At 55.0% G+C, this 12,968-nt stretch carries 13 protein-coding genes (1 of these 13 running past the window's edge); 8 read left to right on the top strand and 5 right to left on the bottom strand.

Annotation, left to right across the window (positions count from 1 at the left end):
• Positions 1 to 79 precede the first annotated feature (79 nt).
• From E8D52_16900 to E8D52_16870, 7 genes are all read left to right on the top strand, one after another.
• Positions 80 to 1,306 carry a calcium-binding protein gene (locus tag E8D52_16900; protein ID TKB66053.1) on the top strand — a complete coding sequence of 409 codons (1,227 nt, stop codon included), beginning with the start codon at positions 80 to 82 and terminating at the stop codon, positions 1,304 to 1,306.
• Between the two features lie 196 nt (positions 1,307 to 1,502).
• The gene (locus tag E8D52_16895) at positions 1,503 to 2,342 is read left to right on the top strand and encodes an aldo/keto reductase (GenBank protein ID TKB66052.1); all 840 of its coding nucleotides are present in this window, start codon (positions 1,503 to 1,505) and stop codon (positions 2,340 to 2,342) included.
• 5 nt (positions 2,343 to 2,347) lie between these two features.
• Entirely contained in the window at positions 2,348 to 2,755 is a 408-nt protein-coding gene (locus E8D52_16890) for a DUF488 domain-containing protein (GenBank protein TKB66377.1), read from the top strand.
• Between the two features lie 209 nt (positions 2,756 to 2,964).
• A complete protein-coding gene (locus E8D52_16885) occupies positions 2,965 to 3,567 on the top strand; it encodes a DNA-3-methyladenine glycosylase I (protein TKB66051.1) in 603 nt (200 codons plus the stop codon).
• A gap of 123 nt (positions 3,568 to 3,690) precedes the next feature.
• Entirely contained in the window at positions 3,691 to 4,134 is a 444-nt protein-coding gene (locus tag E8D52_16880; GenBank protein TKB66050.1) for a glyoxalase/bleomycin resistance/dioxygenase family protein, read from the top strand.
• A gap of 16 nt (positions 4,135 to 4,150) precedes the next feature.
• On the top strand, positions 4,151 to 4,798 hold the full coding sequence (gene sigZ / locus E8D52_16875; protein TKB66049.1) for an RNA polymerase sigma factor SigZ: 648 nt from the start codon (positions 4,151 to 4,153) through the stop codon (positions 4,796 to 4,798).
• Complete coding sequence (locus E8D52_16870; protein TKB66048.1) at positions 4,795 to 6,030, top strand: TIGR03862 family flavoprotein; 1,236 nt, start codon at positions 4,795 to 4,797, stop codon at positions 6,028 to 6,030. Before sigZ ends, E8D52_16870 begins: the two co-directional genes overlap by 4 nt.
• 37 nt (positions 6,031 to 6,067) lie before the next feature.
• On the opposite strand, the gene E8D52_16865 is transcribed toward E8D52_16870, so the two are convergent.
• Positions 6,068 to 6,781 carry a hypothetical protein gene (locus E8D52_16865; GenBank protein ID TKB66047.1) on the bottom strand — a complete coding sequence of 238 codons (714 nt, stop codon included), beginning with the start codon at positions 6,779 to 6,781 and terminating at the stop codon, positions 6,068 to 6,070.
• Positions 6,782 to 6,956: 175 nt separating this feature from the next.
• Here E8D52_16865 and E8D52_16860 point away from each other — a divergent pair, with 175 nt between their 5' ends.
• The gene (locus E8D52_16860) at positions 6,957 to 7,559 is read left to right on the top strand and encodes a hypothetical protein (protein ID TKB66046.1); all 603 of its coding nucleotides are present in this window, start codon (positions 6,957 to 6,959) and stop codon (positions 7,557 to 7,559) included.
• Between the two features lie 6 nt (positions 7,560 to 7,565).
• Here the strand turns inward: E8D52_16860 and E8D52_16855 are convergent, their stop codons facing one another.
• The 4 genes from E8D52_16855 to E8D52_16840 form a co-directional block, all read right to left on the bottom strand.
• Complete coding sequence (locus tag E8D52_16855) at positions 7,566 to 8,537, bottom strand: acetyl-CoA carboxylase carboxyltransferase subunit alpha (protein ID TKB66045.1); 972 nt, start codon at positions 8,535 to 8,537, stop codon at positions 7,566 to 7,568.
• A gap of 51 nt (positions 8,538 to 8,588) precedes the next feature.
• On the bottom strand, positions 8,589 to 12,053 hold the full coding sequence (locus tag E8D52_16850; protein ID TKB66044.1) for a DNA polymerase III subunit alpha: 3,465 nt from the start codon (positions 12,051 to 12,053) through the stop codon (positions 8,589 to 8,591).
• Between the two features lie 121 nt (positions 12,054 to 12,174).
• Positions 12,175 to 12,921, bottom strand: coding sequence for a hypothetical protein (locus E8D52_16845; GenBank protein ID TKB66043.1), 747 nt, complete (start codon positions 12,919 to 12,921; stop codon positions 12,175 to 12,177).
• Positions 12,912 to 12,968: the end of a hypothetical protein gene (locus E8D52_16840; GenBank protein ID TKB66042.1), read on the bottom strand. It continues 900 nt past the right edge of the window; 57 of the gene's 957 nt are visible here — the last part of the coding sequence; the start codon falls outside the window, past its right edge; it ends in the stop codon at positions 12,912 to 12,914. The genes E8D52_16845 and E8D52_16840 overlap by 10 nt, the downstream gene beginning before the upstream one ends.

The following is a 12,968-nucleotide window of genomic DNA, read 5'->3' as shown; positions in this document are numbered from 1 at the left end:
GTGAATTGACACCGCCAACTACAGCAGTGGCACCGTCGATCCTCCAGGCCCGGTCGGTCCTAGGCCCGTCACTGGTGCGATGGCTGGCGTCACGGTGAACCTCAATCTGCAGGGGGTCGCACAGAACACCGGGGGGGGTGGCATCGACACCCTCGTGAGTATTGAGAACGTCTTTGGCACGAACTTCAACGATATCCTCACCGGCAATGGGGGCGACAACATGTTCTCGGGCTTGGCTGGCAACGACCAGCTCCTCGGCGGCGGCGGCAACGACACCCTCAACGGCGGGAGCGGCAATGACCTGCTGAATGGGGGAACCGGGAGTGATACCGCCTCCTACAGCGTTGCCAAGGCAGGCGTCAAGGTGAACCTCAATCTGGCTGGAGCGCAGAACACCGGGGTGGGTGGCATCGACACACTCTTGAGCATTGAGAATCTCGATGGCTCGAGATTCAACGACGTGCTCACCGGCAATGCCGGCAATAACGTGCTTGCCGGCCGGGATGGCAATGACCTGCTGAACGGAGGGGCCGGGAGCGATACCGCCTCCTACCGCACGGCGACGGCGGGGGTCACGGTCGACCTCGACCTGGGGGGCGCGCAGAATACAGGAGGGGCCGGCATCGACACGCTCGTAAGTATTGAGAACGTCATCGGCTCGAGCTTCAACGACACCCTCCACGGTGGATTTGAGGACAACATCACGATCAAGGGCGGGGCCGGCAATGACCTACTGACGAACTCTAAGAGCAACGATTTCACGCTGGACGGGGAGGATGGTAATGACGAGCTGATTGCTGTCTTCGCCGTCGGCACGCTCAACGGCGGGAACGGCAATGATACACTGCGTGCTGTAGACGGCAACTACATAGTCAATGGTGGAGCCGGCAATGACGTGCTTGTGGCAACCGGGTCTCACGCCAGGCTGAACGGAGGGGCCGGGACTGACACCCTATATGAGACTCAGACCCCAGACTTCTCTTCTGGCGGCGCGAAATTCGATTACAATGCGGTCAGCGAGAGCCTAGCTGGTGTAGGCAAGGATAAGATTATCGGTTTTAACGGAAAAGGCTCTGAGTTCGGCAACCAAATCGATCTGCGAGATATCGACGCCAGGCCCTCGGTGGTGGGCAACCAGGCCTTTATCTGGGGCGGACCGTTTACGGAAGGCCACCTTCAGTATGTCGGCGGGGTGCTGCAGGGCAATCTCGATGGGGATGCAGCAGCGGAGTTCGAGATTCAGCTCGTCGGCGCCCCGGCGCTTTTTGTCCAAGCCAGACATCTTGGCAGCGATATCCTCCTGTAATACTCGTGCCTCCACGTCGGACGTCCCTACATAGGGCGCCCGGCGTGGGCCGTTCAGGAGCTCATGAAATCACAGACCTTGCATTATGTAGAGTCTAGAAGATATCTCCATCATCCATACAAAGGCACAATCATTCTCACGTTGAGACCGTGAGCCTGAACTGTGTATGGTACAGGACTTCACTGGAGATGCTCCAATGTCACTGACTACGTACAATCACATTTCCATTCCCTCCTTCATGTATGGCACCGCGTGGAAGAAAGAGACCACCACCGGGCTGGTGCTGCAAGCTGTGGAAGCCGGATTCACCGCGATCGATACGGCCAATCAACTCGTTCATTACGATGAAGCGAGGGTGGGGGAGGCACTCCTGCAGTTGGGAACGCAGGGCATCACCCGCGACAAGCTGTTTCTGCAAACAAAGTTCACATCCGTCAACGGTCAAGACCATCGTCTACCCTACGATGTACAAGCAAGCATCACAACGCAGGTGCAGCAATCCTTTGCCAGCTCTCTCACACATCTCCACACGGACTATCTCGACTCGTATGTGCTGCATGGGCCCTATTCACGGCGTGGCCTGGGAGCTGAGGATTGGGAAGTCTGGGCGGCAATCGAATCCCTCTATGATGCCGGGAAGACAAAGATGATCGGGATCAGTAACGTCACGGCCGATCAGCTGACCTTGCTCTGCGCCAAAGCCAAGCACAAGCCGATGATGGTGCAGAACCGCTGCTATGCAGCCTTTGGCTGGGACAAAGAAGTACGGGATATCTGCCGAGCAAACCAGATCTTGTACCAGGGGTTCTCACTCCTCACGGCCAATTCGGGAATCTTTGCTGAGCCGGACTTGCGGGCCATGGCAGCGAAATATCAGACAGGTCTCGCACAGATTGTCTTCCGCTTTGCCCAACAGGTCGGCATGCTGCCCTTGACGGGCACGACGAATCCTCAGCACATGAGAGAAGACCTGCAATCGAATCGATTCACCCTCCTACCAGAAGAGGTTCAGCTAATCGAAACCATCGGCCTCTAGTAATGATGGGAAAGATCCTTGTGAAACGTGTCTACGAGCCAGCAACCGAGTCTGATGGGTTCCGGGTGCTGGTGGATCGACTCTGGCCACGCGGTATTTCAAAAGAGGCGGCCAAACTCGATCTCTGGTTGCCCGATTTGGGACCATCAACTGTCCTCCGGCAATGGTTCAAGCACGATCCCGCTCGGTGGGCAGAGTTCCAGCGCCGCTACCATGCCGAACTACGAAAGAAAACGGCCCTCCTCGCAACGATCACAAAACAGGCCAAGACCAGCTCCGTCACACTTCTTTATTCCGCCAAGGATGAGCAGCACAATCAGGCTGTCGCCCTCCGAAGCTTTCTGAAACGACCGAGTTCGCAAACCCCCATCACCAGAACGCCAGCAACAATTTCTAAACCCAGGGACAGATGATGGTCGACATTGGTTTGACGATTCTCATCTTAGTCGGTGGCGTCGGGCTTTGGCTGGTGACTCACCAACGGTATCGCCGCTGGCAGGCCGGCAAATTAGCCGACAAGATGTTGAAGGATGTGATCAAAGGCAAGGACGCTTTTCGGCGATAGCATCTTATGGTAGACATCGGGCGATTGAAGTCCATCAATAAGTAAGAAGGTCTGGTCATGCCTCTTAAAAAGACGCTGCGGACACGATGCCCCTGGGCCGGAGACAAGCCGCATATGATTCACTACCATGACCGGGAGTGGGGGAGGCCGGTGCATCACGATCGTCGGCTCTTTGAACTGTTGCTGCTCGAAGGCGCACAGGCCGGTCTGACTTGGGACACAGTATTAAAGCGCCGAGAGAGCTATCGAAAGGCCTTTGATGGCTTTGATCCCGCCAAAGTCGCCCAGTTTACAGCCGTCAGAAAGAACCAGTTGTTGGGGGATCCCGGCATCATCCGCAATCGGTTGAAGATCGACGCAGCGGTGACCAATGCGCAGGCTTTTCTGGCGGTGCAGAAAGAATTTGGATGTTTCGATCGATATGTCTGGCAATTTGTCGGCGGGAAACCAAAAGTGAATCGTCGACGAACGATGGCCGATGTGCCGGCCACAAGCCCGGAGAGTGATGCGCTCTCAAAAGATCTTAAGAAACGAGGGTTTCGTTTTATAGGAAGCACGATCGTCTATGCCTTCATGCAGGCGGTCGGCATGGTGGACGACCATCTCAACGACTGTTTCGCCAAGGCGCGGCCGAAAAGTAGAACTCCTTCAGTGAGCTAGAAGCCTCGACCACATACATCGCTCCTCATCCCTCCCGTTCCATACCTGCGTCCTTTTCCAAGCTCCTCCGTCAATAGAGATGAGGGCGGAATGATCCGCAACTCTACAAGAAGGAGGTTCCCCATGCGTCCCCATATTTCACTTGATGTGCGTGATGTGTCCACGTCGGTCGTATTCTACGAAAAGGTCTTTGGAGTGCCACCTCAGAAGCAGGTGGCCGACTATGCGAAGTTTGATCTAAAGACCCCAGCGCTGAACTTTTCGCTGGTGTCCTCCACTGGCGAAGTAAGTGCCGTGGATCACTTGGGAATTGAGGTCGAAACGGTCGAAGAGGTCGCCGAATGGAAGGCCCGTTTGCAACGTGAAGGAATTCTTGAGAAAGTCGAGGATAACATCGCATGTTGCTTCGCGCGACAGGATAAGCTCTGGTTTACTGACCCGGACGGTAACGCCTGGGAGATCTTTACCGTCCATGAGCAGTTAGAAGTCACTGGACGACTCAGTCAAACAGGCTGTTGCGTGCCGAAAAAGGCAGGGGCATCTGAACCAGCCACTTGCGGCGCTTAAGCTGGAGCGATACCGTATGAACGGCAACCACGGAGCGTCCATCATGACGACGAAGACAGAGGACCTTTGGCAAGAGCTGCATGATGGCCTCCGTGCCTTCATCGCCAGACGAGTGAGCGATCAGGGGCATGTCGACGACATTCTGCAAGACGTGTTTGTGCGTGTCCATCGGCAGATAGACTCTGTGAGCGATCCAGTCCGGTTGATGTCATGGATCTATCAAATCACGCGACATGCGATCATTGATCATTACCGGAAGCCAGGAAGACAGCGAGAGGTTCCAGCAGGGTTGAGTTCAGAACTTGAAGTATTACGTGAATCGCCGGTAGTCTCAGAATTAATTTATGATGGCGATGCGGCTGAGCCTCGTGCAGAACTCGCTCATTGCCTTCGCCCCATGATTGAACGACTCTCAAAAGACTATCGAGATGCGATCAACCTTGTAGAACTCGAGGGCCTGACACAGCAGGCTGCAGCCAAACAAATGGGCATCTCTTTGTCCGGTATGAAATCCAGGGTCCAGCGAGGGCGCAAACAACTCAAGCAGATACTGGACGACTGTTGCCTGATCGACTTGGATCGCCGTCGCGCGGTCGTCGACTATGAGGTGCGCGACATGGAGTGTGATTCCTGCAAGCCATCGTTACCAGAGGACGGCAGATGAAGGTTGTGATAATCGGTGGTGGGCCGGCTGGCCTCATGGCGGCGGAAGCGGCTGTAGCTGCAGGCGCAACCGTCGAGCTGTATGATGCTATGCCGTCGGTGGGGAGAAAGTTTCTGCTGGCAGGAAAAGGCGGGTTGAATCTCACGCATTCGGAACCGATCGAACCCTTTCTTTCTCGCTATGGCCAACAACGTGCATTCATCGAGTCTGCGATCAAATCGTTTCCCCCAAGTGTCATACGGGCTTGGGCTCACGAACTTGGCGTGGATACATTCGTCGGTACGTCCGGACGGATTTTTCCGACTGACTTGAAAGCGGCGCCGATCTTGCGCGCCTGGTTGTGCCGGTTGCGACAAGCCGGCGTACAGTTCCATGTCAGACATCGATGGCTCGGATGGGATGAAGAGGGTAGATTGCAGTTCGCCACACCACAAGGACTAGTTCGTGCTCACGCCGACGCTGTGGTATTGGCGTTGGGCGGCGGGAGTTGGCCACACCTCGGCTCCGACGCCGCATGGACTCAGATTCTGGCTGCGCACAAGATACCGATCGCTCCGCTGAAGCCGGCCAATTGTGGATTTGACGTACGATGGAGCGAGCACTTTCGGACAAAGTTTGCAGGACAGCCAGTGAAGACGGTTCACATCGTCGTGAAGACCACTGACGGTCAGGAAATCCGTCATATGGGGGAGTTCGTCATTACGGCGAACGGCGTGGAAGGCGGTATTATCTATATGGTCTCAGCCTATGCTCGCGATACGATCGCTGCGGACGGTACGGCCACTCTGTGGCTTGATCTCGTTCCAGATCGATCGCTGCAGCAACTCACGCATACTCTTTCGAAGCCACGCGGGAAACGTACGATGGCGACGCATCTCACACGGTGCGCCGGCGTCGCGGGAGTCAAAGCCGGTCTCTTACGCGAGGTGATCTCGAAAGACGTGTTGGCGGACTCTGCTCGCTTGGCTGCTGCCATGAAATCCCTCCCGCTCACACTCATAGCACCTCGACCCCTGGCAGAAGCCATCAGCACGGCCGGCGGCGTCTCATGTGAGGCACTCGATAGCCACCTGATGCTTCGAACACGTTCCGGTGTCTTTTGCGCAGGCGAAATGGTGGATTGGGAAGCGCCAACGGGAGGATATCTGCTGACTGGTTGTCTAGCGACTGGACGTCTCGCCGGGACCGCCGCAGCCGCGTGGGCTCACGCACATCCTGCGCAGCCTGCCTGAGATATCATCCTGTTCAGTCAAGAGTGATGCGTCCGCATCACGCGAATAACCAGCTCCAGATTTTGGAAAGCCAGCTGGTGATCATTTCGATCCAGGAATCGATTGTCGACGGTGGATCAATCTTCACAGAGGGTGATGGTGTTGCAGGTTTGAGAGGAGCGGAACTCGGAGGAGGAGAGGCAGCTTGTGCAACCTGTGTCAATTCGATATTCTGAGTGGGTACGACTGAAGAGATGGACTCTTCAGAGATAACCGGCTCAGTGATGACGAGTTTCTCTCTTTCCGAATCCACCATCACAGACGCGTGGGGCCGTTGTATGTCCTCCTTGTACTGAGCCACCTTGGCTTGCAAGGAGACACTTTCTTGCCGAATATCCACGATCTTACGCGCCAGCTGCCAACTCTGGTTCATCAAGGTCGCTACCTGTGTCTTCAGCGACGCGAGTGCATCCTCCGCTCGCTGTCTCATAATCGGCAGCTGTTCTTCTTCTCGCTGAATCGTACCCCGCAGTTCGGCTATGGCGGCATCTTCACGCCGGTTCGAAGCCTGTTGGCCTGCGATCTCCTGATCCAGCTCCCTGACCTCTCCACGTACCGCTTCCAAAGCTTGAGTCTGTTCCAGCGTCTCCGCCTTGACCTTTTCGTACACCCCCCGACTGACACAGCCGACCTCCAAGAACACAACCGCGGCGAGCACACAGAAGACAACTCGTTGAACGGCTAGAGACCTGGTGCCGGTAGGACGTGTCATAGGTGATGCCTCATGGGTTAGCCAAACTGCAACCCGTGCAACCGAGTTTGCAGTCGGTCCGGTGAGTAGCTAGGCGTAAGATGTACACAGTTGATGGCAATCCGTCAACCATGCTCACCCTCTCTTCGAAGCAGGCTTGGATAACCAGTCGGAGTGTGCGTACTATGGGGCCATCATGTCGTCTGATACAGCCATGTCCATTCGGCTCCCCCCAGAGTGTGAGACTGCTCTCTTGGAACGATTTCTCAAGGCCGAGGCCATGGCGCTGTGGACCGTACGGTCAGCACGTTTACAGAACGTGCCTCCCAACGTCTATACCTTTCTCAGAAAACACGAGGAAGATGAGCAGCAGCATCTGGCACAATTTGAAACCATGATTGGCCGTCAACCTCGTGAACGGGAACGGCTTCCGTCTGTGCCTCGACAATGGCCAACCTTGGCTGTTCAGATCTATGGCTATGAGTCCTTGGGTCTAGAATTCGCGAGGTTGCTTCTGCCGCTGCGACCGGACCTCTCCTCGATTCTGGAAGACGAGGTCGTTCACGTAGGGTTTTTCGAAGATGAGGTGCGCCGTATCCTGAGAGGGAAGGGCGAGTCTGCTGAACAGGCACGGATCTCTGCCCGTGCGTGGTGGCGGAAACTACCACGAACCGTCCATCGGTATTTGGAGGCGCCGGTGCTCGAGCCATTTCGCCTGACACTGGCGACTCAGATTCTCACAGCAGTCGAACAACGATTTATCGGAAGTGGGCTTCTGAAGGGTGGGACGGCCCCCTGAAGGAAATCAAGCTTGGCCCGAGGGTAGTCCGGTGACCGCCCCCATCTTGCGGTACTTCTGCTCCCGCCGTGCCAGCAGTTGCTCGGCAGGCAGATCAAGTAGATCAAACAGTTGGTTCGTCAGCGCTTTTCCAACCAGATCGCAGACAGCTCGCGGCTCGCGATGCGCACCACCCACCGGTTCAGGAACAATCGTGTCGATCACGCCTAGCTCAAACAGGTCATTGGCAGTTATTTTCAATGCGGCGGCGGCATCAGGAATCTTTTCCGGATTGTCCCAAAGAATCGCGGCACAGCCTTCAGGTGAAATGACCGAATAGACCGAATGTTCGAGCATCAAGACACGGTCGGCCACGCCGAGAGCGAGAGCCCCTCCGCTTCCCCCTTCACCGATGACCACGGCAATAATCGGCACGGTCAAGCGAGACATGACAAACAAATTTCTGGCGATAGCTTCAGCTTGCCCACGCTCTTCGGCGCCAATACCGGGATACGCACCGGGCGTATCGATAAAGGTCATGATCGGGCGGTTGAACTTTTCCGCCATCTTCATGAGGCGAAGGGCCTTCCGATACCCTTCAGGGTTGGGCATGCCGAAGTTCCTCTGCATGCGCTCTTTAAGGGTTTTGCCTTTTTGATGACCGATAATCATCACCGATCGGTCGTTGAATCTAGCAAATCCTCCCACGATGGCCCGATCATCTCCAAACACACGGTCACCGTGCAGCTCAAGAAAATCTCGTGTCAACTCATTGATATAATCCAGCGTGCTTGGGCGCTGAGGGTGGCGAGCCAGCTGCGTTCGCTGCCAGGGGGTCAGGTTTTTGTAGAGCTCGTGTTCGACTTGCGCCAGCTTGGTGCGCAGCTTCCGGATGTCGTTCTGAGAAGACGATTTGCCGCTGGTGACCGCGGCGGATAGCTTCTCGATCTTCTCTTCGATCTCACGGATCGGCTTTTCAAATTCGAGATAGTCGCGCATAGCTCCGTTCACTTCTCTAGAACAATCAGCCACTCAGCCCAACGCAGATACCTAGGATAGCAAAGAGAGAGCCCCTTTGCCTAGCACTTCCTCAACCTCCGACACAAAGTGATCACTGGGACACACGGTCAGGTTAGGGAGAGGATTGGTTTCAGCTTCCCAATTTGCATCGGTCCGAAACAACATGGAAATCGTGCTGTTACCGGGATGTCGCATGAAAACGTCACGCAATCGAGGCAATTGTTGAGGGACCTCTGGACAATCCATGAGGCTGATGCGGATGCGTTTGATCGCCTGGACCTGCACCTCGGCTAGCGGCTCGATCTTGCTGCCACGAATTTTGGTGCCTTTGTCGCCACGATCGATCGTACCCGTGATACGTACGATCCGTTCCGGTGCAATCAGTTCACCCGCCGTCCTGAATAAATCAGGAAACACAATCACCTCCGTGGTCCCATGCAAGTCTTCCAGTGTGAGGTAGGCCATACGATCACCCTTCTTCGTCAGCATCGACTTGACCGTGGCGATGATGCCGCAGATCTTCACCTCGCCACCGTCTCCGTAGTCTTTCAGTCCCACGGTCGTCGTAGTCGACAAGGCATGCAGTGTCGCTTCGTAACGGGTGAGGGGATGGGCGGAAATATAGAACCCGGTTAGCTCTCGTTCGTACTTCAATCGTTGCGCTTGATCCCATTCTGCGATCGAAGGCAGCGGGGAAGTCGGCAAGGCCGTTGTGGTGGTGTAGCCATTCAGCTCCTCACCGAAGATGCTGGTCTGTCCGAGATCGCGTTCGCGTTGTGCTGCGGCGCCCTCCTCCACAGCTTGATCGAGCACTGCCATGAGTTGTGAGCGCTTGGCGCCGGTGGAATCAAACGCACCGGCCTTAATGAGGCCTTCCAACATCCGCTTGTTGGCCTTATGAAGATCAACCCGCCGACAGAAATCAAAGAACGACCCGAAGGGACCGGTCTGTGTTCGCACCTCCAATACTGACTCCACCGCGCCCTCTCCGACGTTCTTGATGGCCGCTAAGCCGAACCGGATGGCGCCGTCATGGACGGCGAAGTGCGTTTGGCTGGCATTCACGTCAGGCCCCAGCACTTTAATGTCCAGGTCCCGACATTCGGTGAAATACCCGACCAGCTTATCCTGATTGCCCATATCAGTCGTCATCAGGGACGCCATGAATTCGGTCGGGTAGTGGGCTTTTAAGTAGCCCGTTTGATAACACAACACAGCATAGGCTGCCGCATGCGATTTATTGAAGCCATATCCGGCGAATTTTTGAATCAGTTCGTAGAGCTTGTCCGCTTTTTTCTCCGGAATATTCTTCTGTTTCGCGCCATCAAGAAACTTGGCCCGCAACTTTTCCATCTCTTCCGGTTTCTTTTTGCCCATCGCCCGACGAAGGATGTCGGCTTGGCCCAAGGAGAACCCGGCCATCTTATTGGCGATCGCCATCACCTGTTCCTGGTAGACAATCACGCCATAGGTATCCTTGAGGATCGGCTCCAGTTCAGGCAGTTCATAGGCAATCGGGATCTTGCCTTGTTTTCGTTTGATGAAGTCGGGGATGAGATCCATTGGACCGGGCCGGTACAACGCGATAATGGCGATAATGTCTTCAAACCGGTCTGGCTTGAGGCCCGTGAGGAGATCCCGCATACCGGAGCTTTCAAGCTGGAACAGCCCCGTGGTTTTCCCCGAGCTCAGCAGGGCAAAGGTAGCCGGATCATCAAAGGGCATCTGATCGATGACTAACGGCGGTGCATCGGGATGCGTTTCGTTGATCAGGGTCTCAGCACGTCGTATCATCGTGAGCGTCTTGAGTCCGAGGAAGTCGAATTTGACCAACCCGATTTTTTCGACGTCCCCCATCGAGTACTGGGTCACAATTTCGTCATTGGCACCTTTGTAGAGCGGGACGTGGTCGGTGAGCGGGCCTTCGGAAATCACGACGCCGGCGGCATGGGTGGAGGCGTGACGGGCAAGACCCTCGAGCGATTGGGCGTTCGCCATCAGCTCCTTGATCTTGGGATCGGTCTCCACCAACTCACGCAAGCGAGGCTCTGTCTCCAGTGCTTGCTGCAGTGTGATGTTCAATTGATTGGGGACGAGCTTTGCGACCTTGTCTGCATCGGCGTACGATATTTCCAGCACACGACCCACATCGCGGATCGCCGCCTTGGCGCCGAGTGTTCCAAACGTGATGATCTGCGCGACGTGGTCGGAGCCATACTTGTCCACCACATAGTTGATCACTTCCCCGCGTCGATCCATGCAGAAATCCATGTCGATATCAGGAAGCGAGACACGTTCAGGATTCAAGAATCGCTCGAATAAGAGCGTATAGACCAACGGATCTAAGTCTGTAATCCGAAGAGCATAGGCGACAAGGCTGCCGGCAGCTGAACCGCGCCCTGGCCCGACAGGAATAGTGCGAGATCGCGCGAAACGGATGATGTCCCATACGATGAGGAAGTATCCGGCAAATCCCATTGAACAAATCACCATGAGCTCTTCCCTCAATCGCTGCTCGTACACAGCTGAGGCGATCCGGCTCGGGCGTTCTCTCAAGCGCTCTTTAAGGCCCGCGACGGCGAGATGCTCGAGATAGGACTCGCGGTCATTAAATTCTTCAGGAACACGATATTGCGGAAGATGCGTCTTGTTCAGTGGGAGATCGAGGTCGCAATCATCAGCAATGCGGCAGGTGTTCAGCACAGCACCCGGAAACTCTGCAAACGCCGGGGCGATCTCCTCCGTCGATTTCACATACAGTTGATCTGTGTCGAACTTCATCCGATTCGGATCGCTCACCGTCTTTCCGGTCTGTAGACACAACATCAAATCATGCGGCCGCGAGTCTTCCTTCTTCAGGTAGTGACAATCATTAGTGCCCACAAGAGGGATCCCAAGTTTCTTATGGATCTCCATGAGACCAGCATTGGCAATCCGCTGATGATCAAGTCCGTTGGCCTGCACCTCGAGATAGAAATGATCTTTGCCAAAAATTTCCTGAAACTCACCGGCCACCGCTATGGCGCCATCCATATCTTTCTGGCCGATGAGATAAGGAATTTCACCGCTCAGGCAACCGGAGAGGGCGATAATCCCATCATGATGCAGCTTTAATAGATCCTTATCAATCCGTGGTTTATAGTAAAATCCTTCAAGGTATCCTTTACTCACAAGCTTAATAAGATTCTGATAGCCCGTGAGGTTTCTCGCGAGGAGGATCAAGTGGTAATAATCGTTATGTGCAAGCCCGCTGTCTTTTTTGGCATGCCGGCTTCCTAAGGCCATATAGGCTTCACAGCCGATGATCGGCTTGACGCCCGCCTCTTTGGCTTTGCGATAAAACTCGACCGCACCGAACATATTGCCATGGTCAGTCATGGCCACCGCCGGCTGATCGAAGGCCTTGATCTGCCGAACCAGCGGCTCGATCTGATTCGCGCCGTCGAGAAGACTGAACTGGGTGTGGAGATGCAGATGAACAAAAGGGGAAGCCACGAAAAGTACACCTCGTTAATGGATTGTAGTGAGGGCGTAATAAGGAGTCAACGACGGACCTGGAAAAGGGAAATCATCCAGGAAAGAGATGTCGTTGAAACACCATCTTATTGTGAGATTGCTAGAGCCGTTCTCCGTACTTTCGGAAGTGTTGCTCCTTGGCGTCAGCGATCCACTTGTCTCGTTTAATACGATCTGGATCGGTCTCGAGCTTCTTGGCGATCTTTTCGATATCATCTGGTTTCCAACGAGCAATTTGGATAAACGTGTAGGTGCCCATCTTATTGAGGGTCTGTGCAAAAACTGACCCGATCCCGTGGATCTTCTTCAGATCGTCCTTCTGACTGTTCTTCCCCAACTTGAGTGGTCCTTCTTGAGACCTTAGCGCGGCTTTATTCTGACGAGTCAGAGGAAGCCCCACGGTTGCGGAATCCGGTTTCGTGCGAAGAGTCACGCGCAGTTCTTTGAGGCGTTGCTGTAAGCGATCGATATGCTCATTTTTCTCTGGAATTCCCTGAACCTCCTTGAGAAGAGTTCGACGCTCCGCTTGGAGCACATGCAACTCACGGTGGAGGCTCGCAATCTGCTCGTCTCGTTCATGGAGACGTTGCTCGTTGAGCAGATGTTGGGAACGGAGTTGGTCCTGTGCGGCACATTGCTCCTGAAACTTCGCCGTTTTACCTTCAAGCTCTTGCACGGTGCGCGCATGAGTTCTTTGCCATTCCTTGAGCTCTAATTGCTTCTCACGAAGGAGGTGGGTGACCGGCACAAGCTCTTCGATCCGTCGATCGCGCTCCGCCATGGCCTGTTCCAGCTGCTGGATCACGCCGCGATGGGCAGCCTCTCGATCACTCAGCTCTACTTCCAACTGATGGACGCGGCTCTGTACCGATTCAAACTTCTCCAGCCGGGCTC

Origin of the sequence: Nitrospira sp. (assembly GCA_005116745.1) — a bacterium.
In the GTDB taxonomy this organism is placed as follows: domain Bacteria; phylum Nitrospirota; class Nitrospiria; order Nitrospirales; family Nitrospiraceae; genus Nitrospira_D.
The sequence above is the reverse complement of the archived record's forward strand: the minus strand, read 5'-3'. Positions and strand labels throughout refer to the sequence as shown.